The organism is Dokdonella sp. (assembly GCF_051958935.1).
Taxonomy (GTDB): domain Bacteria; phylum Pseudomonadota; class Gammaproteobacteria; order Xanthomonadales; family Rhodanobacteraceae; genus Dokdonella_A.
In genome coordinates this window covers 15267-39824 of sequence record NZ_JBQCFP010000070.1, presented here as the reverse complement: position 1 = coordinate 39824, position 24558 = coordinate 15267, and the positions used below count along the sequence as shown (strand labels likewise).

The 24558-nt window shown below is 70.2% G+C and carries 18 protein-coding genes and 1 pseudogene; 5 read left to right on the top strand and 14 right to left on the bottom strand.

Annotation, left to right across the window (positions count from 1 at the left end; genetic code table 11):
• The 3 genes and pseudogenes from ACTHK2_RS06670 to darT form a co-directional block, all read right to left on the bottom strand.
• The coding region (locus ACTHK2_RS06670; protein ID WP_440244922.1) for a site-specific DNA-methyltransferase at positions 1-1363 on the bottom strand (1363 nt) is incomplete at its 3' end.
• 174 nt (positions 1364-1537) lie between these two features.
• A pseudogene (gene darG, locus ACTHK2_RS06665) lies at positions 1538-2503 on the bottom strand (type II toxin-antitoxin system antitoxin DNA ADP-ribosyl glycohydrolase DarG); the annotation flags it as partial.
• On the bottom strand, positions 2500-3129 hold the full coding sequence (darT, locus tag ACTHK2_RS06660) for a type II toxin-antitoxin system toxin DNA ADP-ribosyl transferase DarT (protein ID WP_440244921.1): 630 nt from the start codon (positions 3127-3129) through the stop codon (positions 2500-2502). The pseudogene darG and the gene darT, both read right to left, overlap by 4 nt.
• A gap of 128 nt (positions 3130-3257) precedes the next feature.
• Here darT and fabG point away from each other — a divergent pair, with 128 nt between their 5' ends.
• Both fabG and ACTHK2_RS06650 read left to right on the top strand, forming a co-directional pair.
• Positions 3258-3986: a 3-oxoacyl-ACP reductase FabG gene (gene fabG / locus ACTHK2_RS06655; protein WP_440244920.1), complete on the top strand. Its 729-nt coding sequence runs from the start codon at positions 3258-3260 to the stop codon at positions 3984-3986.
• A gap of 117 nt (positions 3987-4103) precedes the next feature.
• Positions 4104-4922: a hypothetical protein gene (locus ACTHK2_RS06650; RefSeq protein ID WP_440244919.1), complete on the top strand. Its 819-nt coding sequence runs from the start codon at positions 4104-4106 to the stop codon at positions 4920-4922.
• Between the two features lie 25 nt (positions 4923-4947).
• Here ACTHK2_RS06650 and ACTHK2_RS06645 read toward each other — a convergent pair whose 3' ends face one another.
• Genes ACTHK2_RS06645 through ACTHK2_RS06630 form a run of 4 tightly spaced genes read right to left on the bottom strand, consistent with a single transcriptional unit; the run spans position 4948 to position 8931 of the window.
• On the bottom strand, positions 4948-6189 hold the full coding sequence (locus ACTHK2_RS06645; protein ID WP_440244918.1) for a cation:proton antiporter: 1242 nt from the start codon (positions 6187-6189) through the stop codon (positions 4948-4950).
• An 11-nt stretch (positions 6190-6200) separates the two neighbouring features.
• Positions 6201-6965, bottom strand: coding sequence for a glycosyltransferase family 2 protein (locus tag ACTHK2_RS06640; RefSeq protein WP_440244917.1), 765 nt, complete (start codon positions 6963-6965; stop codon positions 6201-6203).
• Positions 6962-7747: a beta-ketoacyl synthase chain length factor gene (locus ACTHK2_RS06635; protein WP_440244916.1), complete on the bottom strand. Its 786-nt coding sequence runs from the start codon at positions 7745-7747 to the stop codon at positions 6962-6964. Before ACTHK2_RS06635 ends, ACTHK2_RS06640 begins: the two co-directional genes overlap by 4 nt.
• On the bottom strand, positions 7744-8931 hold the full coding sequence (locus tag ACTHK2_RS06630) for a beta-ketoacyl-ACP synthase (protein WP_440244915.1): 1188 nt from the start codon (positions 8929-8931) through the stop codon (positions 7744-7746). Before ACTHK2_RS06630 ends, ACTHK2_RS06635 begins: the two co-directional genes overlap by 4 nt.
• A gap of 114 nt (positions 8932-9045) precedes the next feature.
• Here ACTHK2_RS06630 and hemF point away from each other — a divergent pair, with 114 nt between their 5' ends.
• Positions 9046-10065, top strand: a complete 1020-nt coding sequence (hemF, locus tag ACTHK2_RS06625) for an oxygen-dependent coproporphyrinogen oxidase (protein ID WP_440244914.1) — start codon at positions 9046-9048, stop codon at positions 10063-10065.
• A gap of 154 nt (positions 10066-10219) precedes the next feature.
• Here hemF and ACTHK2_RS06620 read toward each other — a convergent pair whose 3' ends face one another.
• The 3 genes from ACTHK2_RS06620 to ACTHK2_RS06610 all read right to left on the bottom strand — a co-directional run bounded on the left by ACTHK2_RS06620 (position 10220) and on the right by ACTHK2_RS06610 (position 14103).
• On the bottom strand, positions 10220-10696 hold the full coding sequence (locus tag ACTHK2_RS06620) for a DUF2782 domain-containing protein (protein WP_440244913.1): 477 nt from the start codon (positions 10694-10696) through the stop codon (positions 10220-10222).
• A gap of 84 nt (positions 10697-10780) precedes the next feature.
• Positions 10781-13540 carry a protein kinase domain-containing protein gene (locus ACTHK2_RS06615; protein WP_440244912.1) on the bottom strand — a complete coding sequence of 920 codons (2760 nt, stop codon included), beginning with the start codon at positions 13538-13540 and terminating at the stop codon, positions 10781-10783.
• Positions 13537-14103 carry an ECF-type sigma factor gene (locus ACTHK2_RS06610; protein ID WP_440244911.1) on the bottom strand — a complete coding sequence of 189 codons (567 nt, stop codon included), beginning with the start codon at positions 14101-14103 and terminating at the stop codon, positions 13537-13539. The genes ACTHK2_RS06615 and ACTHK2_RS06610 overlap by 4 nt, the downstream gene beginning before the upstream one ends.
• 120 nt (positions 14104-14223) lie before the next feature.
• Here ACTHK2_RS06610 and ACTHK2_RS06605 point away from each other — a divergent pair, with 120 nt between their 5' ends.
• The gene (locus tag ACTHK2_RS06605) at positions 14224-14991 is read left to right on the top strand and encodes a hypothetical protein (protein WP_440244910.1); all 768 of its coding nucleotides are present in this window, start codon (positions 14224-14226) and stop codon (positions 14989-14991) included.
• A 70-nt stretch (positions 14992-15061) separates the two neighbouring features.
• Positions 15062-17836 carry a DNA polymerase I gene (gene polA / locus ACTHK2_RS06600; RefSeq protein WP_440244909.1) on the top strand — a complete coding sequence of 925 codons (2775 nt, stop codon included), beginning with the start codon at positions 15062-15064 and terminating at the stop codon, positions 17834-17836.
• 839 nt (positions 17837-18675) lie between these two features.
• Here the strand turns inward: polA and ACTHK2_RS06595 are convergent.
• From ACTHK2_RS06595 to dprA, 4 genes are all read right to left on the bottom strand, one after another.
• A complete protein-coding gene (locus ACTHK2_RS06595) occupies positions 18676-20037 on the bottom strand; it encodes an AMP-binding protein (RefSeq protein WP_440244908.1) in 1362 nt (453 codons plus the stop codon).
• 56 nt (positions 20038-20093) lie between these two features.
• A complete protein-coding gene (locus tag ACTHK2_RS06590; RefSeq protein ID WP_440244907.1) occupies positions 20094-20666 on the bottom strand; it encodes an L-threonylcarbamoyladenylate synthase in 573 nt (190 codons plus the stop codon).
• A 6-nt stretch (positions 20667-20672) separates the two neighbouring features.
• Positions 20673-23153, bottom strand: a complete 2481-nt coding sequence (locus ACTHK2_RS06585) for a DNA topoisomerase I (RefSeq protein ID WP_440244906.1) — start codon at positions 23151-23153, stop codon at positions 20673-20675.
• A gap of 225 nt (positions 23154-23378) precedes the next feature.
• A complete protein-coding gene (gene dprA, locus ACTHK2_RS06580) occupies positions 23379-24551 on the bottom strand; it encodes a DNA-processing protein DprA (protein WP_440244905.1) in 1173 nt (390 codons plus the stop codon).
• Positions 24552-24558 lie beyond the last annotated feature (7 nt).

Below are 24558 nucleotides of genomic sequence, written 5' to 3'. Positions count from 1 at the left end.
CTGGCTGCAACGCCAAGCCGTGGATCAGCTGCAGGGCGTTCCAGATTTCGGCATGGCCGAGCCGACGTTCGAGGCGATGGCGCGGTACACGTCGTGCGCGCAGGTAGGCGAAGTTGTCCCCGAGCCCAGCGACCGCTTCGCCCTTCGCGTTGGTGTAGCCGCGCATGACGCGGCGCACGCGTTCGGCGCAGACATCGCGACAGAGGTTCTTGTCCGGCTGGTCTTCGGTTGCTTCCGTGTTGCTCACCAGGATGAACCGGCGGTTGCCGCCGTCTTCGGTGTTGAGCTTGGCGACCGCGTGCGCGGTCGTTCCGGAGCCCGCAAAAAAGTCGAGCACTATCGAGTCTTTTGGCATGAAGGCGACTAGGTGAGCGATCAAGCCGCTCGGCTTTGGGAAAGAAAATGCCTTGCCGTCGCCAAATATGTCTCGAACCTCGGCGGTCCCAACTTGCGTATAAGGGCCATCGACCACGGAATACGGCTTCGATCCTCTTTCGTGCCCGTCGTCATTCTTCAAGTACTGTTTGTAGTTGACCTTCCAATTTCCGCTGGCTCCCGTAAATACAAGCTCATCATTTTCCAGAGCTTTGAGTGCACGTTCTCGGCTCCACTGCCATTGCTTCGCAGGCCAAACTTCTTCGCCATTGTGCGGAATCGGATAGCGCAGGTTTTCCCGCGCGTCCATGCTGTTAGTGGCGAGGGGCTGCAGGCGATACGGGCCGCGGTTTTCTAATTTACTATCTTTGTACTTGTAGTACCGAAGGACATTCGGATCGTAGGGGAGCTCTATGCGATCAATCCGTGTTTTGTCCCGAGCAAAACACAGGATGTACTCGTGCAAGCCCACAACATGCTTAGCCTTGGCGCCGCCGCCATAAGATTTCTTCCAGACTAGGGTTTCGATCCAGTTGTCCTCTCCAAAGACCCGGTCCATCAGCATCCCAAGCCGAAACATCTCGTTGTCGTCGATGCTGACGAAGATCACGCCATCCTCTGCGAGCAGGTCGCGCGCAAGCGCCAGGCGCCGATACATGAATTCGAGCCACAGCGAATGGCGGAAGCGGTGGCTCTTGTCGACGAAGCGATCGTTGTAGACGAAGTCGCGGTTGCCGGTGTTGTACGGCGGATCGATGTAGATGCAACGGATCTTGCCCGTGTGCGTCATGCGCAGATAGCGCAGCGCATCGAAATTGTCACCTTCGATGATCAGGTTGTCCCAGGGCGCGTCACCGTGGCTGAGGCTCGGATCGAGTTCGAGCGCGACGAAATCGTCGTTGAGGGCACGGTCGGCCTCGATCTCGTCGCGCTCCCATACGAGGCCGAGCTGACGCTCCGCGTCGCGCCGCTGCAGCAGACGGATCAACTGCTCGCGCGTGTGGTTGTCGTAGCGCCCCGCCGGCGACGGAGGATCAGCGGCGCAGTGATCGGCGTTGCCGTCACGCGGTGTCGGCGCCGTTCCAATCCAGCCGAGCTCGGTCAGGCGGTTCCACGCCAGCTCGATGTGCTCGCGCGGCATCGTGCGTTGCTTGCGTGCCGTCCACGCGTGGATGCGCTCGACCGCCTCGTCGAGCGTCGTCGCGGCGGGGTCGTCATTGGCCGCGACCCAGTGGACGGTGGCGAGCAGCTCCATGCCGTAGGGCGACTCGAATCCCTCGATCAGTTCGACCACACGTTCTAGGCGCGTATCCACCTCGCCTGCTGCGCGCGCCTCGGCGAGAAACGCCGCCGCCGCTTCCCGTGCGCCGGGCAACAGATCGATCTCCGTATCGGGCTTGTCATTGCCGTCGCCGTAACCCGTCGTGTAGTGGCCCTCGAAGCGGCTGAGCACCTGGCGCAGGTTGTCTGCATAAGGTCCATAGGTGCCCTTGGCATAGCGCAGCTTGAGCGGCTCACCGGCGCTCTGCAGGAAGTACAGCAGCTTGTGCACTTCGAGCAGGCTGAGTTCATAGCCGAGACCGAGGTACGCCGCCAGGACCTCGATCACCCGCGCGCGCGCGGGTGTGAGCGCAGGCCGCTCGGTGCGATTGGGCTGCGCCGACGCGGCGGGCGCGCCGGCCGGGGCGTACAGCAGGACGCGCACCTCCGGCAGCGCGGCGAAGGCCGCGTCGATGCGCGGGCGAACGTCCTCCCAGCGCAAGCCGCCGAGGCCGCAACCGAGCGGCGGCAATGCAATCGAGCCGATGCCGCGCTCGCGCACTACGCGGACGAGATCGACGAGGCCCGCGTCGATGTCGGCGAGACGAGACTTGCCCCGCCAATGGCGCTTGGTCGGAAAATTGATGATGAAGCGGGGATGGACGAGTTCGCTGCGCTCGAACACGTGTACGCGGCCCGGCGCGAGCTCGCCTGAACGGCAGGCTGCTTCGTACGACGGCAGCATTTCCGGAAACGCGCGCGCGAACTGCAGCGCGATGCCTTTTCCCATGACGCCTTCGGTGTTGACGGTATTGACCAGCGCTTCGGCGGCGGCCGTCAGCAGATTGCCCTGGCTGAGTTCGATCATGGGTAGTACCAGTCCCTGTGCACGATGACCGCTGGGCGGTGCGCGGCATCTGCGATCGCCTTGCGCGCCATACGTGCGGTAGCTTCGTCGATCACGCCGACTGCAACGATCGCATGCCAAGGCACGCGTTGCCAGACCAGGAACTCGGCCTGCTTGCGGCGCTTGCGATCATTGTCGTCGGGCGTATTGCCCCAGCTCGTGCCGCGGATCACGTCCCACGAAAGAGCGGTGGCGAGCGTTGCCGTGCCCAAGTAGAAGGCGAGAGGCTGCGACGCGGCGTTGCCGTCGGTATGGAGGCACGCGTGGCCCTGTGCTTCGATCGCCTCGGCATCCGCGACGAGATGCAGCACCTGCGACTGCCCGCCGGGGTAGCCTTCGATCTTTCCGCTGCCAATCGCAAACAGCATGGGTGAGCGCGGACAGAAATAGAAGGGCACGTAGTCGGAAACGCAACCACCCGGTCCAAGGGGAACCGTGACGCGGTTGCGCCGCGCCTTGATGTGCGCGTAGGCAATCGAGCGCGGCGCCAACCCCTGCTCGCGGATGGCCGTATCCGACAGCAAGCCTCCCCGCTCGAGGATTCCCCGCAGATTGTCGAGATGGGTGATGTGGTAAATCGCCGTCATGCGCGCTCCCCGGGCGGAGTTTAGCGGTGCTTACCCCCGATGCGGCGGGCGAGCCGCCAACCCGGCCCGACTACGCAAGCGCCACCGAAGCCGCCATCATTCGCCTCCGACCAGACCGGAGCCGATTCATGAAGGAGAACCGACGCGCGCTCGTCACCGGCGGCAGCGGCGACATCGGCGGAGCGATCGCGCGCGCGCTCGCCGCGGACGGCTGCGAGGTGCTCGTGCATGCACACAGCGGCCTCGAACGCGCGCAGGCGGTGGTCACCGAAATCGGCGCGGCCGGCGGGCGGGCGCGCGCGATCGCGTTCGATCTCGTCGACGGCGAGGCCGCGCGCGTCGCGCTCGAGGGCGAGCTCGAGCACGGGCCGATCCAGGTCGTCGTGCACAACGCGGGCATCCACGACGACGCGCCGCTCGCCGGCATGCGCGAAGAGCAGTGGCGGCGCGTCATCGACGTGTCCCTGCACGGCTTCTTCCACGTCGTGCAGCCGTTGCTGCTGCCGATGGCGCGCACGCGCTGGGGCCGCATCGTGTCGCTGTCATCGGTCGCCGCGGTGCTCGGCAATCGGGGCCAGGCCAACTACGCCGCGGCGAAATCCGCGCTGCACGGCGCGACGCGCTCGCTCGCGCGCGAGATGGCCTCGCGCGGGATCACCGCCAACGTGGTCGCACCGGGCGTGATCGCCGGACGCATGGTCGGCGACGCGTTCGACGAGGCACAGCTCAAGGCGATCGTGCCGGCCGGGCGCGCGGGCACGCCGGACGAGGTCGCCGCGGTCGTGCGCTTCCTGTGTTCCGATGCGGCCGGTTACGTCAACGGCCAGGTCATCGGCGTCAACGGTGGCATGGGCTGAGGGCCGACCTGAACGGCGGAGTGTGACGCGGTTAACCATGCGGCTGTCGCGTGCATCGCGGCAGGCCGCGCCGGCGACGCGCAGGATGCGGCCACCCCTATTGAGAGGAGTGCCCGCATGAACCTGCTCGCCCGTACGCTCGCTGCCGCCGCCGTCGCCGGCCTGTCGATGTCGTCCGCGTTCGCCGAGAGCGCCGCGCCGCGCGCGATCGCCAACGACCTGCACTGGTCGGCCGACCTACCGCTGCCGAAGTCGCCGGCGGCGGTGCGCGGCACCGGCACCGCCGCTCCGGCCGCGTCGCCGGGCATCGACGATGTCGGCGATGCGGACTCGTTCGGCCGCAATCTCACCTGGCTCGGCCTCGCCGACGGCTCGGTCGAACTCTCGGCCGACTGCAGCAGCGGCGCGGAGCATTGCCAGGTGCTCGCGCCCGCGCCCGCGGCGACCGCGTTCTCGTTCTACGACATCGGCCGCATCAAGCTGCCGAAGAACGCGACCAATTCGCTGCTCTGCTACTGGTTCTCGCCGGTGCTCGCGATCAGCTACGACAACCCGACCGCCGCGCCGGTGGTGGCGCGCCTCAACTACGTGCCGACGGTGACGGTCGAGAACGCCGTGCTCGACGATCCTTCGCTGATCGATCCGAACACCGGCCTGCCGTTCGGCGGCAGCCTGCTCACCGCGGTCACCTCGTCCGAACGCTTCGAAGTACCGCTCGCGGCCGGGCAGCACCTGTTCGAGCGCGAACGCGATTCGGCGGTGTGCATCGCGGGCCTCATCAGCAAGCAGTCGCTGATGCAGAACTACGGCCTCAGCGAGGCGCAGGCGCGCCAGTTCTTCAAGAAGCCGACCACGCTGCGGCTCAATGTCGAAGGCAGTGCGCAGTTCGTCGGCGACGCATCGCTCTATTTCGGCCTGCGCGTCGTCGGCGACTGACGCCGAACCATGCCTCGGCGGCGCGTCATTCACGCGTCGCCGCGGCGGGCGCCGGGGTGCCGCCACGACGCAGGCACGCGGCGAGCATCGGCGTCGCCATCAGCGTGGTCACGATCGTCATCGCCATCAGCAGGGTGAACATGCCCGCGCCGATCACGCCGGCGTCGAGGCCCACCTTGAGCACGATGAGTTCCATCATGCCGCGCGCGTTCATGAGCGAACCGACCGCGAGCGACGAGCGCAGGTCGAGCCCGGCGATGCGCGCGCCGCCGCCCGCGCCGAGGATCTTGCCGAGCACCGCCGCGGCGAGGATCAGCAGCAGCGCCGAGGCGCCTGTAGCCGAAAACGCATCGGCGGTCGTCGCGAGACCCGCGAGCGCGAAGAACACGGGCATCAGGAGCAGCACGGCGAGGTGCTCGACGCGTTCGACCAGCGTATCGAGCAGGCGGTCGTCGCGCGGCAGGCAGGCGCCGACGAGGAACGCCCCGAACACGGCGTGCAGGCCGAGCCATTCGGTCGCCGCCGCCATCGCGCAGGTGCCGATCAGCAGGGCGCCGAGCACCGCGCCGCCAGGACGGCCGTCGCGCGCATGCCGCGCGAGCAGCCGTGCGAACAGCGGGCGCAGCGCGCCGAACGCGATCGCGCAGGCGAGCACGAGGCCGCCGATCGTGCGCGCGAACGCGGCGCCGCCGTGGGCGGATATCGAGGCGACCACGAACGCGAGCAGGATCCATACGAGCACGTCGGCGATCGCCGTCGCCGCGAGCGCCAGTTGGCCGACCGGCGAACGCGTGAGCCCGCGATCCTTGAGGATGCGTGCCATCACCGGGAACGCGGTGATCGCGAGCGCCGCGGCCATGAACGAGGCGAACGGCCAGGCGCCGACGCCCGTGGGTGCGAAGCGCGCGTACAGCGCGGGCGCGATCGCGAGCCCGAGCGCGCCCGGCAGCAGCACGCCCGGGATGCCGACCCAGGCGGCCGCGACGAGCTGCGCGCGCGCGCCGTCGGGGGCGCGCAGTTCCGCGCCGACGATGAACATGAAGAGGACGAGGCCGACCTGGCTGAGTCCCTGCAACGCGGCGAGGCCATCCGGCGGGAACAGCGCGGCATGCCATTGCGGCGCGACCGCGCCGAACACGATCGGGCCGAGCACGAAGCCGGCGATCATCTCGCCGATCACCGCGGGTTGGCCCAGCCGGCGCAGCAGCAGCGAGAGTACGCGTGCAGTGGCGAGGATGACGCTCAGCTGCAGCAGCAGGTGCGACATCGGCGCGGTTCCTATTCGCCGGCGGGCGGATCGTAGATCAGTGGCGGACGATCGTGGCCGCGGCGATAGCTGTCGACGATGCGGCCGTACTGCAGGATGCGACGCACCGTGTACATCGTGATGCGCGTGACGTCGCGCACCGGACGGAAATGGCTGAGGCGGAACTCGCCCTGGTAGCGCGAGTCGATCGGCACCGACACGACGCCGAGCCGCTTTTCGCGCGTCGCCGCGATCAGCAGCGCCGCTTCGAACACGAAGTCGTCGGCCGCGAGGTCCGCGAGTTCGAGCGCGGCGAGCGGGTAGTAGCGCTGGCCGCTCTGCGTGTCGGCGATCGGCAGCGCGCAGGCCCACGAGATGCCCCAGTCGGCGACCGCGTTGGCGCGGCGGCGCGCGGGCGGCTGGTTTTCACGCGCGCGGATGCGCGCGCCGATCACGATGTGTTCGGGATGGCGGCGCGCCGCGGCGAGCAGGCGCGGGATGTCTTCGGCGAGATGCTGGCCGTCGCCGTCCATCGCGATCACGGCGTCGAAGCCGAGTTCGCGCGCCTTGCGGAACGCATCGCGCAGGCCCTGGCCCTTGCCGAGCGGCGTCGCGTGGCGGATCAGCGTGTGCGGCAGGTCGGCGATGCACTCGACCGTGCGGTCGGTCGAGCCGTCGTCGACGACGATCACGTTCGGGCAGATCGCGAGCACCGATTCGACCACGCCGCGGATCGCGCGCTCCTCGTTGAGCGCGGGGATCACGACGACGACGCGCGCGGGATCGGTCGCGCTCATGCGAGCACCTCGATCGCGAGCGCGGTGCCGCGACCGGCCGGCAGGCGCAGTCGCGCGGAATGGCCGTGCGCGAGTGCGCCGAGGAGAGGCAGCAGTGCCGCATCGAGCCAGCCGCCACGCTGCGCCGGCACGTCGTCGGCGTCGGCGCTGCCGTCGTGGCGAAGGCGCAACGCGGCGACCGTGTGCGCGCCGCGTTCGGGGCTGAGCACGAACGCGACGCCGACGCTCGCCTCGGCGCGCATGGCCTCGGCGAGCGCGCCGCGCGCGCCGGCATCGTAGGCGGCGAACAGCACCGGCGTGCCGTCCGCATGCGCCTGCGCCGCGGCCTCGAGCAGGGCCACCGCGAACGTGGCGCCGGATGCGGACAAGGCAGTGGACGGCGCGTGGCACCGGGTCGCGACCGTCCAGTAGCCCGTGGCTGCATTGAGCACGGAGTTGTGGAACTTGGTCGGCGAAAGTTCGAGCGGATTCGCGGCGAGCGTCATGCACATATGTTCGGTGATCGCGAGGTCGCCATGCATCGAGGCGAACACGCAGGGCAGTTGTGCCGGCTCGCGCGCGGCCATCGCGCAGGCCTGGCCGGCGACGTCGCAGGCGAGCAGGACGGTTTCGGGCGCGCGCCGGCGTTCGGTCGGCGGCAGCACGGCCGGGCTCGCCCCGCTCGCACCGAGCAGCGCGGGCGAGCCGCCGTCGTGCAGCAGCGCGCAGGCGGCGCGCCAGTCGGCGAGGCCGGGCGAGCGCCAGCCGATACCCTCGACATGCACGGTCAGCACGCCGTTCATGCGGCACTCCCGAACACGAGCGTGCAGTTGTTGCCGCCGAAGCCGAACGAGTTGCTCGCGGCGATGCGCACTGCGCGCTCCTCGTTGGCGAGCGCGAGCTGCGCGCTGCAACGGGGTTCGGGCGTGCGGGTACCGAGCGTGCCGGGTACGAAGCCGTGTTCGATCGCGAGCAGGCTGATCACCGCTTCGAGGATGCCGGCCGCGCCGAGCGTATGCCCGGTCCAGCCCTTGGTCGCACTGGCGCGCGTCGTCGGCGGGAACGTGTCGGCGAGCAGGGCGGCTTCGACTTCGTCGTTCTTGACGGTCGCAGTGCCGTGCAGGTTCACGTAGTCGACGTCGCGCGCTTCGATGCCCGCGCGCGCGAGTGCGTCGGCGAGCGCGAGGCGTGCGCCGAGGCCGTGCGGGTGCGGCGTCGACATGTGGTGCGCATCGGACGATTCGCCGTAGCCGAGCAGGCGCGGCACGCCCGATCCCTCGCGTTCGAGCAGGACGAAGCCGGCGGCTTCGCCGATCGATATGCCGCGGCGGGCGATGTCGAATGGCCGGCAGGCCTCGGGCGAAACGAGTTCGAGCGCGTTGAAGCCGAACAGCACGCTGCCGCACAGCGTGTCGACACCGGCGACGATCGCGGCGTCGACGATGCCGAGGCGGATCAGGCGCTCGGCCTGGGCGAAGATCTTGGCGCTCGACGAACACGCGGTTGCGATCGTCGAACAGGGTCCGCGCGTGCCGAACACCTCCTCGAGGAAGAGGCCTAGCGAGTGCGGCGTGTGCAGCGCGGGTGTCGCGAGGGCGGCGGGGAAGCGGCCGTCCTCGAGCGTGCGGAACGCCTCCTCGGTCGAGCCGATGCTCGCCGTCGACGTGCCGGCGAGCAATGCGACGCGAGCCGCACCATGGCGCGCGACCGCGTCGCGAGCGGCATCGAGGAAGCCGTCGGCGAGCAGGCCGAGCCAGGCGAGGCGATTGTTGCGGCTGTCGTACGCGGCCCATCCGGCCGACAACGGCGATGCCTCGAGGCCCTCGACGCGACCGATCGCGCAGGCGAGCGGCGTCGACGTGAAATCGTTGCCGCGCAATCCGCTGCGGCGTTCGCAGAGCGCCTCGACGTGCGCGCGCCGGCCGCGGCCGAGCGCGGATGTCGCGGTGTACGCGGTGATGGCGAGCGGCGGGATGCGGCTGGGCACGCGGCAACGGGGTGGATGAATGGCCGGAAATTATGACACAGGGTCGCAGGCGCCCCGGTGCGGCGTGCCCCGCTGCTACCATCGCCGCGTTCCGGGCAGCCGCGCGAGGTGCCGATGGTCGATTCTTTCATCCCCCACGGCGATCCCGCGCCGGAGGTACGCCTGGATCTCGTGCGCGCGTTCCTGACCGGACTGCAGGATCGCATCTGCGAGGCGCTCGAGGCGGCCGACGGCGGCGCGCGGTTCGTCGAGGATGCGTGGCAGCGCGGCGAGGGCGCGCTGGACGCGCGTCCGTCCCCCTCCCCCGAGGAGGGGGAGCGGCCCCGGGTCGCCGGTCCGCTTGCGGGCGGGGGCCGCACGCGCGTGCTCAAGCAGGGTGCCGTGTTCGAGCAGGCCGGGGTCAACTTCTCGCTCGTCTCGGGCTCGCGCCTGCCGCCGGCGGCGACCGCGCATCGACCCGAGCTCGCCGGCGCGCCGTGGACCGCGCTCGGCGTGTCACTGGTCGTCCACCCGCGCAATCCGTACGTGCCGACCACGCACATGAACGTGCGCTACTTCGAGGCGCGCCCGGCGCAGCCCGCGGTCGAGCGCAACTGGTGGTTCGGCGGCGGTTTCGACCTCACGCCGTATTACCCGTTCGACGAGGACGTCGTGCACTGGCACACGATCGCGCGCGACGCGGTCGCGCCGTTCGGCGACGACATATACGCGCACTGGAAGCAGTGGTGCGACGAGTACTTCTTCCTCAAGCACCGCAACGAGACGCGCGGCGTCGGCGGCCTGTTCTTCGATGACCTCGCCGCGGGCGGCTTCGAGCGCTGTTTCGGTCTCACGCGCAGCGTCGGCAACGCCTTCCTCGACGCGTACCTGCCGCTCGTCGCGCGGCGCAAGGCGACGCCGTCCGGCGAACGCGAGCGCGAATTCCAGCTGTACCGGCGCGGTCGCTACGTCGAGTTCAACCTCGTCTACGATCGCGGCACACTGTTCGGCCTGCAATCGGGTGGACGTACCGAATCAATCCTGATGTCGTTGCCGCCGCGCGTGCGCTTCGAGTACGCGTACGCGCCGGAACCCGGCAGCGACGAGGCACGCCTCGCCGATTACCTCAGGCCGCGCGATTGGCTGCCTGGGTAAGCCCCTGCGTGGCGACGGCGGCACGCGCTTCGCGCGTACCGCCCTACGTGGTCAAATGCGCGAATGGCCCCAAGCAATTCTCGCAGGACGGAACAGGGCGCACGAGGCGCATGATCCATGCCGGGCATCCGGTCGCGAGTGTGCGGTCCGCATGCTACTTCCACTCGTACAACGAGTAGTACACCGGCGAGACCGGCCCTTCCTTCGGATCGCGCACGAGGCGGCCGCTGCCGTCGTTCGTCATGAAGGTCTGGCTGGGACCGGTGACCGGGATGATCCGGATCATCCAGATGCGGCCGTTCTGGCGGTATTCCTCGACCGTGTCCTCGCCCTGCGTGCGCTTGGTCACTTCGCTGCGCGCGATGCGCTCGTCGGTCGCGGCCTTGTCGCGCGACGCCTTGTCGCGCACGAGGCGCGCATCGGGCTTGGGCAGCGGCGCGAGCGGATCGTCGCTCGGTGCCGGGGCGGCTGCGTCCTGCGCAGGTGCCGATGGCGCCGCGGTCGTCACGCCCGGCTCGTCCATCCCCGGTGGCGGCGGCACGTCGGCTTTGGGGGGCGCGCGATCCGCCGCGATCGCCGCGCCCATCAGGGCGACGAACAGCACGGATGCGAACGGAACGATCGGCTTCATGGCGTCACCTCGAGGGTCGTGTGCGCAGCCTAGCAGACCTGCGTGAACGCGCGCGCGAAGCCTGTCGCGGCCGGTGGCGAAGATTCAGCCGGAGAGGCCGAGCTGCAGCGCGGTCCGCTCGGCCGCGGCCCGATTGATCTCCTGCGGCAGCATCGCCTCGCGCAGCGCCGGCAATGCGGCGGCCAGCAGCGTGCGCGCCTCGGTGCGGTCGCCCGCGCGCAGGCGTACCGCGGCCAGTTCGCTGCGCGCGATCGAGAGGTCGATCGGTTGCGCGCCGACCGCTTCGAAGCCGCCGACGGCCGCGCGCAGTTCGCGTTCGGCCCTGGCGATGTCGCCGCGGTCGAGTGCGAACGCGGCGCGTGCGCGCCGCATGTGCAGGAAGATCGGGTGCTCCGCCGGCGCGAGCTCGCGCCAGAGCCGTTCGGCGTCGTCGAGCAGGGGCAGCCCGGTGTCGGGCCGGTGCATGTTGCGCGTGAGCACGACGAGCTGCCAGGTGAGCATCGCGTACTCGCCCGAATCCTCGCCGTCGATGCGCGCGGCGCGCGCGCGCAGGTCGGTCAGGCGCTCGAACGCGCGCGCGTGCTCGCCGGCGAGCCCGAGCGTGCGCGCCTGCTCGCGCTCGATGCGCCGGCGCACCTGGTGGTCGGCACCGACGCCGGCGCCGTCGAGCAGCGCGAACGCATTGTCGTAGTGGCGCAGCGCGACCGCGTAGTCGCCCGCATTCTCGAGCACTGCGGCAAGGTTCCCCTCGGACACCGCGCGGTCGGCGGCGCCGTCGATGCCGGCGCCGCTCATGTGCCGATCCGATTCGCGCAGCAGCTCGGCCGCCTCGCGGTAGCGACCGAGGTCGTTGACGGCGATCGCGAGGTCGTTGGTGAGTTCCATCATGCGCGCGCCGCCCGGATCGACCACGCGCTGCTGCAGCGCGATCGCCTCGCGCAGCAGGCGCTCGGCTTCGGCGGGGTCGCCGTCGGCGCTCTTCGCGTTCGCCTTCGCACGCAGCAGCAGCACGTGTTCCGGTGATTCCTTCGGCCGCTCGGCGTCGACGCGCGCGAGGCCTTCTTCGGCGATCGCGAGCGCCGCCTCGCCCTCGCCCGCGGTCGCAAGCAGCGCGGCGAGTGCCTGCGCAATGCCCGCGTAGAGATCGAGCGGCGTCGAAGGCAGGGTCCTCGCCTGCGCCATCGCTTCGCGCAGCAGGGCGATAGCCTTTTCGTCGTCACCGCCGCGATGGTGCACGAGCGCGAGCGACTGGCGGCTGCGCAGCTGCTCGACGCGATCGTCGGGCGCGAATCCGGCGCGCCAGTCCGCCGCGCGCTGGGCGGCGGCGAGGGCCGCGGCGACGTCGCCCTTGATGCCGAGCTGGCTCGCGTACTCGTCGTAGTCGTCGGCGAGGCGCAGCGCCTCGCTGCGATCGGCCGGCTGCGCGTCGCGCACGCCTTCGCGCATCAGCTGCAGCCCGGTGCCGACGTCGCCGAGGTCGCCGTAGAGGTGCGCGAGCAGGCGCTGCATCGGCCGCACCAGTGCGGGGTCGTCGCGCTGCGCGAGCTTCGCACGCGCGGCGTCGAGCAGGTCGCGCACGCTGACTTCGCGGCTCATCGCGACGTCGGGCGCGGCGGCCGAGATCGCGTCGCTGAGGAAGTCGAGCGACGCGCGCGCGCGGCTCGCCTCGCGTTCGGCCGCAGTCGCCGCCTGCTGCGCCGCGGCTTCCGCCGCGAGCGCGCGGGTACGCTCGCGCTCGAGCCGCCAGACGAACGCGGCGGCGACGAACACCGCGAGCGACGCGGCGACGAAGCCGGCGCGGTGGCGCGCGACGAACTTGCGCAGGCGGTAGCCGTGCGTCCAGCGCGTGGCACGCACCGGCCGGCCTTCGCGCAGGCGGCGCAGGTCGTCGCGCAGTTCCGTCGCCGTCGCGTATCGGCGCGCGGGATCGGCTTCGGTCGCCTTGGCGAGGATGCCGCGCAGGTCCGCGTCGAGTTTCAACGCGGCGATCGGCGAAGCGCGCAGGTCGGTCGCGTCGCGCCGGCCTTCGAGCATTTCGCGCAGCAGCACGCCGAGGCTGTAGATGTCGCTCGCGGTGGTGATCGCAAGGCCCTGTTCCTGCTCCGGGCTCGCGTAGCCGCGGCTGAACACGCGCGTCGACGTTTCGCGCTGCGATTCTTCGCCCGCCTCGACGAGGCGCGCGATGCCGAAGTCGAGCAGCTTGACCGTGCCGTCGGCAGCGACCATCACGTTGGCGGGCTTGATGTCGCGATGCACGACCAGATGGCTGTGCGCGTGCGCGACCGCGTCGAGCATCGCCTCGAACAGCGCGAGGCGATCGCGCAGCGTCGGCGCGTGCAGCGCGACATGGTCGAGCAGCGGCACGCCGTCGACGTACTCGAGCGCGAGCCAGGGCTGGCCTTCGGCGGTTTCGCCACCGTCGAGCAGGCGTGCGATGTTCGGGTGATCAAGGCCGGCGAGGATCTGCCGCTCCTGGCGCAGGCGCCGCGTCGCTTCGCGCGTGGGGAAGCCACGCAGCAACTTGATCGCGACGGCGCGCTCGAACTGGCCGTCGGCGCGCTCGGCGAGGAACACGGTGCCCATGCCGCCGGCGCCGAGTTCGCGCACGAGGCGCCAGGCACCGAACTCGCGTGGCACTTGCGCGTGCAGGCGCGCCGCGCCGCGTGCGATCGCTTCGGCGAGCGGGTCGCCGTCGGCATCGTCGGCGGCGAGCAGGCGCGCGAGGCGCGCGCGCGAGCCGGTGTCGAGCGAGAGCTTGGCGATCTCCTCCGCACGCCGGCGCGGATCGAGCGTGCGCAGGCGCTCGAAATGCGGTGCCAGCGTGTCGAGCGTCGGCGCGTTCACGCTTCGAGCGCGCTGCGCAGCCAGGCGCGCGCGAGGCGCAGGTCGCGGTCGACCGTACCTTCCGACACCTGCAGCGCCTGCGCGACCTCGATCCGGCTGAGGCCGCCGAAATACACCAGTTCGATCATCTGTGCGCGCCGCGCGTCGCTCTGCTGCAGGTCACGCAACGCGTCGTCGATGCGCACGAGCTCGGCGTCGCCGTCGTTCGCCGCGACGCCGAGCGCGGCGTCGAGCTCGACCTTCTCCGCGCCGCCGCCGCGCTTGGACGCGAGGCGCTGGCGCGCCGCGTCGACGAGGATCTGCCGCGTCGCCTGCGCGGCGACGTGGAAGAAATGGCGGCGATCGCTCCACGCCGCATCGGTGCCGAGCAGGCGGATCAACGCCTCGTGGGCGAGATCGGTCGCGCTCAGCGTCGCGCCCGGCATCTGCCGCAGCGACTGCGCCGCGATCGCGCGCACGTTCGCGTAGACGCGTTCGACCAGCGCCTCGCGCGCACCCTCGTCGCCGTCGCGCCAGGCCGCGATGAGGCGCGTGACCTCGTGGTCGGCCGGCGCTTCAGCCACGGCCGCCCACCCGGGCGCCCGCATGCGTGCACCGAACCGACGGCCGCTGCGGCGGGCCGTGAGGGCTTTCGCCGCGGTTCTTCGTACCAGTCATCGAGCCCGCCTTCGGAACGTTCCCCCATGATCATACGACCTCGACCCATCGCGCAGACTGCGGCAGGGTTCGCACTGGCCCTGTCGACTGCGTTCGCACAACCCCTGCCGGTGCCGCCGCCGACCGGCCCCCTGACGCTGCCCGGCCCGGAGATGGTCACGCCGTGGTTCAACGGCGTGTTCGTGAGCATCGGCTCGGTCTGGGCCTGCGCCAGCGATCCGCCGATCTATGGCACCCGCGTCATGGCCTACACCGGCTTCAGCCATCCGCCACCGGATTTCTCGCCCGCGGTCGGCGAGGTGTTCTACACCCACGTCGTGCTCGGCCACCCAGGCAATCCCTGCGGCGGCAGCGTGGTCGGCCTCGAGCTGCTGCTGCCGCCGGGCGTCGAAACCGCGGTGTCGGCGAACAACCCGACGTTCTGCTTCGCGGTCCTGCCCAACCCCGATCGGCTGCACGACATGAACACCGACCCCGACTACGGCTGCCCGACGACGTTTCCGCAGGGCCTGGAAGGCCTTGCGGTGCGCCCGCTGCGGGGCGGTTTCCAGAACAGCAGCGCCTGGGGCATGGCGCAGGGCTTCTGGCTCGAGATCCTGATCCCGCTGCGCGCGACCCAGGTGCAGCTCGGCAACCAGTCGATCCGCTGGCGTGTCAATCCGGGCATCGCCGAAGTCGACTATCCGCAGGTGCCGCTGTTCGTCAATGGCGACGTGGTCTTCCGCGACGAGATGGAGAACACGCTGCTGATGCTCGACCTGTGCACACTCAATCCCGCGCCGCAGGGCTGCTGAGGCGCGCGCCGGCGTTGCAATGCGGGCGGGCGCGCGCGAAGCTGCGCGCCCGTCGCCTTGCAAGCCCGCCATGCCCCGCCTCGTCCTCATCGACGGTTCGTCGTACCTGTATCGCGCGTTCCACGCCCTGCCGCCGCTGACCAACGCGGCCGGCGAGCCGACCGGCGCGCTGTTCGGCGTCGTCAACATGCTGCGTACGATCCTCAAGCAGCGTCCCGACTACGTCGCGTTCGTCGCCGATGCGCCCGGGCGCACGTTCCGTGACGATCTTTACGCCGAATACAAGGCGAACCGCCAGGCGATGCCCGACGACCTGCTCGCGCAGGTCGAACCGATGCATGCGATCGTCGGCGCACTCGGCTTCCCGATCCTGCGCGTCGACGGCGTCGAAGCCGACGACGTGATCGGCACGCTCGCGCGGCGTGCGGTCGACGACGGCATCGAGGTCACGATCTCGACCGGCGACAAGGATTTCGCCCAACTGGTCGTGCCCGGCATCGAACTCGTCAACACGATGACCAACACGACGCTCGATGCCGCCGCGGTGTTCGACAAGTTCGGCGTGCGGCCGGAGCAGATCGTCGACTACCTCGCGCTCATGGGCGACAGCATCGACAACATCCCCGGCGTCGAAAAGTGCGGGCCGAAGACCGCGGCGAAATGGCTCGCCCAGTACGGCACGCTCGACGGCGTGATCGCGCACGCCGACGAAGTCGGCGGCAAGATCGGCGAGAACCTGCGCAAGGCGCTGCCGCAACTGCCGCTGTCGCGCCAACTCGCGACGATCCGCACCGACGTGCCGCTCGCGCAAGGGCCGCGCGACCTGCACTTGCGCGAACGCGACACCGACACGCTGCGCACGCTGTATCGCCGCTACGAGTTCAATGCGGCGCTGAAGGAACTCGACGCCGGCACCGAGCCGGCCGCGCGTGCCGCACCGGACCTGCCCGCGGCCGAGCTGCCGCAGCGGCGCGAATTCGGCGTGCGCGGCATCTCGCCGCCGCCGGTGCCGAGCACGGATCCCGAACTCACCGGGCCCGGCCGGTACGAACTCGTGACGACCGAGGCGCAGCTCGATGCGTGGCTGGCGAAGCTCGCGGCTGCCGACCTCATCGCGTTCGACAGCGAAACCGATTCGCTCGATCCGCTGCAGGCGCGCATCGTCGGCGTGGCGATCGCCGCCGCGCCGCGCGAGGGCGCCTACATCCCGCTCGCGCACGATTACCCCGGCGCGCCGGCGCAGCTCGACGCCGCACGCGTGCTCGCGCGGCTCAGGCCGCTGCTCGAGGACGCCACGCGGCCGAAGGTGGGCCAGCACGCCAAGTACGACATCAACGTGCTCTCGACCCACGGCGTCGCGTTGCGCGGCGTCGCGCACGACACGATGCTGGAATCGTACGTGCTCAACTCGACCGCATCGCGCCATGACATGGACACGCTCGCCAAGCGCCATCTCGGCTACGAAACCGTGCCGTACGAGCAGGTGGCCGGACGCGGTGCGAAGCAGATCCCGTTCTCGCAGGTCGACCTCGACACCGCCTGCCGCTACGCCGCCGAGGACGCCGACGTCACGCTGCGCCTGCACCGCGCGCTGTGGGGAAAGCTCGAAGCCGAGCCGCGCCTGCGCGAGGTCTACCAGACGATCGAGATCCCGCTCGTGCCCGTGCTCGCGCGCATGGAGCAGCACGGCGTGCTGGTCGACACCGTCGCGCTCAAGCAGCAGAGCCACGAGCTCGCGCGGCGCATGCACGAGATCAACGAACGCGCGCATGCGATCGCCGGCCGCAGCTTCAGCCTCGATTCGCCCAAGCAGCTGCAGGCGATCCTGTTCGACGAACTGAAGCTGCCTGCGCTCATGAAGACACCGAGTGGGCAGCCGTCGACGAACGAGGAAGCGCTCGAGGCCATTGCCGACCAGCACGAACTGCCGCGCCTCATCCTCGATTACCGCGGCCTCGCCAAGCTCCGCTCGACCTACACCGAGAAGCTCGCCGACAACGTCAACCCGCGCACTGGGCGCGTGCACACGAGCTACAACCAGGCGACCGCGGCGACCGGCCGCCTGTCGTCGGTCGAGCCGAACCTGCAGAACATCCCGATCCGCACCGAGGAAGGCCGGCGCATCCGCCAGGCGTTCGTCGCGCCACCCGGATGGAAGGTCGTCGCTGCCGACTACTCGCAGATCGAGCTGCGCATCATGGCGCACCTGTCCGGCGACCCGGGCCTGCTCGCCGCGTTCCACGGCAACCAGGACGTGCATCGCGCGACCGCGGCGGAGGTGTTCGGCCTGCCGCTCGAACAGGTCGACGGCAACCAGCGACGCGCGGCGAAGGCGATCAACTTCGGCCTCATGTACGGCATGAGCGCATTCGGCCTCGCGCGCCAGCTCGGCGTCGGCCGTGGCGAAGCGCAGGACTACATGGCGAGGTACTTCTCGCGTTACCCGGGCGTGCGCGACTTCATGGAACGCGTGCGCGAGCAGGCGCACCGCGACGGCTACGTCGAAACCGTGTTCGGCCGACGCCTCCACCTCGACTACATCCACTCGCGCAACGCCGCGCAACGCGCAGGCGCGGAGCGTGCGGCGATCAATGCGCCGATGCAGGGCACCGCGGCCGACATCATCAAGCGCGCGATGATCGCGGTCGACGCCTGGTTGCAGGAGCGCGAGGACGGTGCGCGCATGCTCATGCAGGTGCACGACGAACTCGTGTTCGAGGTGCGAGAGGATGCTGTCGACACGATCGTCCAGGGCGTGCGCGAGCGCATGGCCGGCGCCGCCGAACTCGGCGTGCCCCTCGTGGTCGATGTCGGCGTCGGCGCGAACTGGGACGAGGCCCACTGAGCACGGACGGACCCACGTCGCGACGCACGCGTCATCGAAGCGTGCTTCACATTGAAAGTGCGGCCACGGACGGCCGCTCTGGATGACCCGACAATCCCTGCACCCACCCCGCGCGGCCCGCCCCGATCCAGCATTCAGGGACGAATGCACGGGCTAACCCAACCATGAATGCCCGCTAAACGATCCCCGAACCGGACTGGAAACTTTCTCGCCCGATCCCGATCTATGTTTCCGGGTGCACGCAACGGCACCCTGGTTGACTCACCTCCCTGAGTGCAACCCGCGAAGCCCGATCCCTCCCCAGATCGGCTTCCCCCGCCCCGAGGGCTCCCCCTGGCCCTCGGGGCATTTTCTTTTGCGTTCGTCCTTGAATGCCGCTGTTTGGCCGGGCTGCGTGCAAGCGTGTGCTACGGCTTCGGGGTCGTCCAGAGCGGCCGTCCATGGCCGCACTTTCAAAGTGGAGCACGTTTCGATGAAGGGTCACGCCAGGCGTGGGTCCCATCAATCGCTGCGCGCAAGCGCATCAACGCTTGCTTCACGTCGCGGGACGCGCAATTTGTGCAACACGTCGTAGGGTGGGACGCAGCGCCGCGGAAGGTCGCGCATGTGCGGATCGCTACTGCGCGGGTCCCACCGGACGCCGCCCCATCGCGTCCCGTATCGCCCATCGCGCAATATGTGCGACACATCGTAGGGGCTGGACGAAGCGCCGGAAGGTTGCGCATGTGCGGATCGCTTCGTGCGCGGGTCCCGCCGGACGCCTGCAAAGCCCTCGATGGTTGCGAGGCATCACGGCACGAGTCCCACCGCGCCACGCCGCACCGCACCCCACCCCTGCATCACTCGCGCAACGCAGCCAGCAGTTCGGCGCGCGGGAGCTTGCCGGTTTCGTTGCGTGGCAGCGCGGCGACCTTGCGCAACGGACGCGGCAGGAAAGCCGCATCGCTCGCCGAGCGCAATTCCTGCAACAGATCCGCCTCGCAGCGGGTCGGGGCGACGACGAGGGCGGCGATGCGGCGCACGCCGGTCGCGTCGGGTTCCTCGAGTTGCAGCACGACCGCGTCCTCGACGCCGCGCAGTGCGCTCACGCGGCGCGTGAGGTCGCCGAGCGAGGCGCGCTTGCCGGCGATCTCGACGAGGTCGGCATGCCGGCCGCGCAGGCGGAACGCATGGCCAGGCAAGAGTTCGACGAGATCGGCCAGGACGACCGGCGCGACGAAATGCGGCGCATCGACGAGCGTGCCGTCGGGCTGCGGCTTCAGCGCGACCTCGGGGTACAAGTGCCAGTCTTCGCCGAGGGCGCAGCGGCGGCGCGCGATCACGCAGGTTTCGGTCGAGCCGAACAGCTCGAGCACGGGTGCGCCGTAGCGCGCTTCCGCTTCCGCGGCGAGTTCCTGCGCCAGCGGCGCGGTCGCCGAGGTGATCGCGGCGAGCGGCGGCAGCGCCAGCGGCTCGCGCAGCAGCGCGCGCAGGTGCACTGGCGTCGTCACCAGCACACGCGGCGCGGGCACGGCGGCGAGTGCGTCGGCGACGTCGGCAGGGAACAGCGGACGACCCGCATGTACGCCGAACGGGCCGAGCAGCGGCAGCAGGATCGACAGCTCGATGCCGTACATGTGCTGCGGCGGCACGGTCGCGACGATCTGCGCGTCCACGCCACCGAGGCCGGGCAGCGCCGCGAACGCACCGACGTTGAGCGCCGTGCTCGCCCGGAACGAGCCCCAGGTCTTCGCGTTAGGCTTCGGCTGGCCGGTGCTGCCCGAGGTGTAGCCGATCACCACGACCTGATCGGCTGCGATGACGGGAATGTCGTGGCGTCCGCCGTGCACGCCGAGCGGCGGCAGGCGCACGACGCGGCCGTCGAACGCGGGCGGCTCGACGTCGCCGAGGGCGTAGCTGCCGGGATGAGCCGCGAGGATCTCGCCGATGGCCTGCGGCGTGCGCGCGGACGGCAGCAGGTTCGTGCGGCCGCGGCAGGCGACCGCGCACAGCGCGACGAGGAACGCGTAGCGGTCCTCGCAGAGGTTGATCGCATCGGCGTGCGACGGCAGTGCCGCCGCGACCGCTCCGACGTCGGCGAGGAACTCGGCAGTGCCGACGGGGCGGCCGCCGCGCCAGGCGAGCGTGCGCGCCGCGTCGGCGCGCGCGAGCAACGGCAATGCCGCGCATGCTGCGACATCGCCTTCGGGTACCGCCGACATGGATGCCCTCCCCTCGAAGCCAGCGTTGCCGTCCAAGCCGGCAGGCGCCGTGCCCGCTAGCTCCGCACACTCTCCCCGGTGATAGCGTCGCGGATCGGCGTCGGCCGCTCAAGTCCCCCGGTTTCGCCGTTCAGGATCGCATCGATGCCGGTCGGAAAGGCATGGCGCACGTCTTCGGCTCGGCGCGCGGGCGGCTCGCCATGGCGATTGGCGCTGGTCGACACGAGCGCGCCGCCGAAGACGCGGCACAACGCGGCGGCCGGTGGATGCGCGGTGACGCGCAGCGCGATGCCGGCATGGCCGCCGGCGATCCACTCCGGCACGCCGGCCGCGCGCGGGAAGATCCAGGTGTGCGGCCCGGGCCAGCTTGCCTGCGCGCGTTCGAGCGCAGCCGCGGGCGTCGCGGCGAGGTCGATGTAGGGCGCGACGTGCGCGAACTCGGCGCCGATCAGCAGCACACCCTGCGTCGGCGGCCGCTGCTGGAGCGCGAACAGGCGCTCGACTGCGGCATGGTCGTGCGGATCGCAGCCGAGCCCGAACACGGCCTCGGTCGGATAGGCGACGATGCCGCCGCGGCGCAGCACGGCGACGCCCTTGGCGAGATCACCAGCCGATGAGGCGGCCGTCATCGCGGTTCAGCCTGCCGTCTTCTTGGCGGCACTCTTCTTCGCGGCGGCCTTCTTGGCGGGAGCCTTCTTTGCGGCTGTCTTCTTGGCCGCAACCTTTTTCGCCGGCGCCTTCTTCACTGCTGCCTTCTTCGCGGCGGCTTCCGCCGTTGTTTTCGCGCTCTTCGCCGGCGCCTTCTTGCCGAAGCGTCCGCCGCGCTTGGGCCGGTTTGGCGCCGCCGCGAGCAATTCCACGCATTCGGCCTCGGTCAGTTCGCGCGGCTCCTTGTCCTTCGGGATGCGCGCGTTCTTGTCGCCGTCGGTGATGTACGGCCCGTAGCGGCCGTTGAGCACCTGGATGCCGTTGCCGAAGTCCTTGATGATGCGGTTGGCGATGAGTTCGGCCTTCTCGCGGACGAGTTCGAGCGCGCGCGGCAGTTCGATCGTGTACGGATCGTCTTCGGGCTTGAGCGAGGCGTACATCGCGCCGTGCTTCACGAACGGGCCGAAGCGCCCGACGCCGACCGTGATCTCCTCGCCGTCATCGGCCTGGCCGAGCTTGCGCGGCAGCTTGAACAGCTCGAGTGCTTCCGCGAGCGTGATGGTGTGCATGCTCTGGCCCGGGCGCAGGCTCGCGAACGTCGGCTTGTCCTCGTCGTCCTTGCTGCCGATCTGCGCGAACGGCCCGTAGCGGCCGAGGCGCACCTGCACGGGCTTCCCGCTCTTGGGGTCGATGCCGAGTTCGCGGGCGCCGGTCGCCTCCGAGCGGTCGACGGTCTCGCTCTTCTCGTCGACCGTGGCCTTGAACGGCTTCCAGAACTTCTCGAGCAGCGGCACCCAGTCCTCTTCGCCGCGGCTGACTGCGTCGAGTTCGTCCTCGAGCTTGGCGGTGAAGTCGTAGTCGACGTACTGGGTGAAGTGCCCGGAGAGGAACTTCGCGACCGCGCGGCCGACGTCGGTCGGGCGGAAACGGCGGCTGTCGAGCGTGACGTACTCGCGGTTGAGCAGCACCTGGATGATGCTCGCGTAGGTCGACGGGCGGCCGATGCCGTATTCCTCGAGCGCCTTCACCAGCGACGCTTCGGAGTAGCGCGGCGGCGGCTCGGTGAAATGCTGCTCGGCGTCGATCGCGGCGAGCGGCACCGCTTCGCCGATCTGCATCTTCGGCAGCTTGCGGCCCTCGTCGTCGTCCTCCGCGCCCTTCGCATCGCGCCCTTCCTCGTACACGGCGAGGAAGCCGGGATCGACCACGGTCGTGCCGCTCGCGCGGAACAGCGAATCGCCGCCGGCGTCGAGGTCGACGCTGACCGTGTTCAAGGTCGCGTGCTGCATCTGGCAGGCGACTGCGCGCTTCCAGATGAGGTCATACAGCTTGCGCTGCTCGTCGTTGAGGTACGGCGCGACATCGCGCGGGCGATGCAGCGCCGAGGTCGGTCGGATCGCCTCGTGCGCCTCCTGCGCGTTCTTGGACTTGTTGCGGTAGTAGTGCGGCGCCTCGGGCAATGCCTGCGGGCCGTAGTCCTTGCCGATCACGTCGCGTAGTTCATGGATCGCTTCGGCCGACAGGTGCACCGCGTCGGTACGCATGTAGGTGATGAGGCCGACCACACCCTCGTCGCCGAGCGCGACGCCTTCGTAGAGGCCCTGCGCGATCTTCATCGTGCGGCTGGTCGAAAAGCCGAGCTTGCGCGCGGCTTCCTGCTGCAGGGTCGACGTCGTGAACGGCGGCGCGGGACGGCGCTTGCGTTCCTTCGACTCGATGTTGGCGACGACGAGGCGGCCCTGCGCGGAGCGCTCGAGCGCGCTGCGCGCGGCCATCGCGTCGGCTTCGTTGGTGAGGTCGAACTGCTCGAACTTCTTGCCGCGCAGCTTCAAGAGGCGCGCCTTGAAGCGCGTGTCCGGGTGTGCGCAGTCGGCTTCGATCGACCAGTACTCGCGCGCCTTGAACGCTTCGATCTCTTCCTCGCGCTCGACGATCATGCGCAGCGCGGGCGACTGCACGCGGCCCGCCGACAGGCCGCGCTGCACCTTGCGCCAGAGTACCGGCGACAGGTTGAAGCCGACGAGGTAGTCGAGCGCGCGGCGCGCCTGCTGCGCATTGACGAGGTCCATCGACAGCGCGCGCGGATGTGCGACCGCCTCCTTGATCGCCCGCGGCGTGATCTCGCTGAACACGACACGGTGCAGCGTCTTGCCCTCGAGCAGCTTGCGCGCCTTGAGGATCTCCGCGATGTGCCAGGAAATCGCCTCGCCTTCGCGATCCAAGTCGGTCGCGAGGTAGAGCGAGTCCGCCGCCTTGGCCGCCTTGGCGATCGCATCGACGTGCTTCTCGTTCCTGTCGATGACCTCGTAGTTCATCTGGAAGTGGCGATCGGGGTCGACCGCGCCCTCCTTCGGCACGAGGTCGCGCACGTGGCCGTACGACGCCAGCACGTGGAAATCCTTGCCGAGGTACTTGTTGATCGTCTTCGCCTTGGCAGGCGACTCGACGATCAGGAGGTTCTTTGCCATGTACGGTCCTTGGCGGTCGGTGCGGGCGCGGCGCGGATCGCGCGGGTAGGGTCACCGGCAGCGCCGGGACGGGCGCGCCGACGGCACGCGGTCGTTCTCTCTATATTTAGTGGAAACACGCCGCGTGCCGGCCTGTCAAGCCGACCAATGCCGCCGGTCGTCCCGGCCGGCGCCGTGCGTGTGTGCGGCCGGATCGGCGCAACACAAGGCGGGATTCACCTTTTTTCATCGGAGTGGACCGGCCCGGCGGGCATAGCCGCCCCGTTCGGCGACGACCTCGCCCTCGAGTTCGAGCATCAGCAGCATCGACGACAGCGCCGCGACGGGCAGGCCGCTGCGCTCGGCGAGGGTGTCGATGCCGAGCGCGTCGTGATCGAGGGCGGCGTACAGGCGGGCGTAGTCGGGGTCGTCCGCGCGCGCGGCCGTGCCGAGCCGGCACGGGGCGGGCAGCGCGGCGGACGGCTCTTCGAGCCCGCCCAGGCGTTCGCGCAGGCTCGCGCCGAGGCGCTGCGCGAGCGGGGCGAGCTCCGCGCCGATCTCCTCGGCGGTTTCGACGAGCCTGGCACCCGTACGGATCAGCTGGTGGCAGCCGCGCGAGAGCGGGTTGTGGATCGAGCCCGGGATCGCGAACACCTCGCGCCCCGCTTCGGCAGCCTGGCGCGCGGTCAGCAGCGAACCCGAGCGCAGCCCGGCCTCGACGACGAGCGTGCCGAGCGCGAGCCCGGCGATGATGCGGTTGCGGCGCGGAAAGTGGGTCGGGTGCGGCGGCGTGCCGAGCGGGAACTCGCTGACCAGTGCGCCGCCGCGGGCGACAATGCGCGCGGCGAGATCGCGGTGGCGGGCCGGATAGACGACATCCGCACCGGTGCCGAGCACGGCGATCGTCGTGCCGCCCGCATCGAGCGTGGCCGCATGCGCGGCGCCGTCGATGCCTTCGGCGAGCCCGCTCGTGATGGCGAAGCCCGCAGCGGCGAGCGCGCGCGCGAATGCGACGGCAGTCGCCAAGCCGCCCTGGGTCGCGCTGCGGCTGCCGACGATCGCGAGCTGCGGGTACCAGAGCGCGTCGCAGGCGCCGGCGACGAACAGCGCTGCGGGCGGCGTCGAGGTGTCGTCGAGCAGGGCAGGGAAATCGGCTTCGTCGCAGGCGAGCAGCGCGTGCCGTGGCTGCGCAAGCCAGGCGAGATCGGCTTCGATCAGCGTCGCGTCGGGCGCACGCAGCCAGTCGCGGCACGCCGCATCGCGCGTGCGCTCGTGGCCGCCGCGCCGCGCGAGCGCAAGTGCGCGCGGCGCATCGCCGGTTTCCGCGAGCAGCTCGCGCAAGGTCGCCGGGCCGAGCCCGGGCGCGCGCAGCAGCACGAGCCAGGCTTCGAGCCGCGCGCGGTTCGCCGGGATGTCCATCCGGCGA

Bases quoted from the DNA above. Each gene is read 5' to 3' on its own strand.
- darT (WP_440244921.1), bottom strand. From the start codon at position 3,129: ATGACGGCGATTTACCACATCACCCATCTCGACAATCTGCGGGGAATC.
- fabG (WP_440244920.1), top strand. From the start codon at position 3,258: ATGAAGGAGAACCGACGCGCGCTCGTCACCGGCGGCAGCGGCGACATC.
- ACTHK2_RS06650 (WP_440244919.1), top strand. From the start codon at position 4,104: ATGAACCTGCTCGCCCGTACGCTCGCTGCCGCCGCCGTCGCCGGCCTG.
- ACTHK2_RS06645 (WP_440244918.1), bottom strand. From the start codon at position 6,189: ATGTCGCACCTGCTGCTGCAGCTGAGCGTCATCCTCGCCACTGCACGC.
- ACTHK2_RS06640 (WP_440244917.1), bottom strand. From the start codon at position 6,965: ATGAGCGCGACCGATCCCGCGCGCGTCGTCGTCGTGATCCCCGCGCTC.
- ACTHK2_RS06635 (WP_440244916.1), bottom strand. From the start codon at position 7,747: ATGAACGGCGTGCTGACCGTGCATGTCGAGGGTATCGGCTGGCGCTCG.
- hemF (WP_440244914.1), top strand. From the start codon at position 9,046: ATGGTCGATTCTTTCATCCCCCACGGCGATCCCGCGCCGGAGGTACGC.
- ACTHK2_RS06620 (WP_440244913.1), bottom strand. From the start codon at position 10,696: ATGAAGCCGATCGTTCCGTTCGCATCCGTGCTGTTCGTCGCCCTGATG.
- ACTHK2_RS06605 (WP_440244910.1), top strand. From the start codon at position 14,224: ATGATCATACGACCTCGACCCATCGCGCAGACTGCGGCAGGGTTCGCA.
- polA (WP_440244909.1), top strand. From the start codon at position 15,062: ATGCCCCGCCTCGTCCTCATCGACGGTTCGTCGTACCTGTATCGCGCG.
- ACTHK2_RS06595 (WP_440244908.1), bottom strand. From the start codon at position 20,037: ATGTCGGCGGTACCCGAAGGCGATGTCGCAGCATGCGCGGCATTGCCG.
- ACTHK2_RS06590 (WP_440244907.1), bottom strand. From the start codon at position 20,666: ATGACGGCCGCCTCATCGGCTGGTGATCTCGCCAAGGGCGTCGCCGTG.
- ACTHK2_RS06585 (WP_440244906.1), bottom strand. From the start codon at position 23,153: ATGGCAAAGAACCTCCTGATCGTCGAGTCGCCTGCCAAGGCGAAGACG.
- dprA (WP_440244905.1), bottom strand. From the start codon at position 24,551: ATGGACATCCCGGCGAACCGCGCGCGGCTCGAAGCCTGGCTCGTGCTG.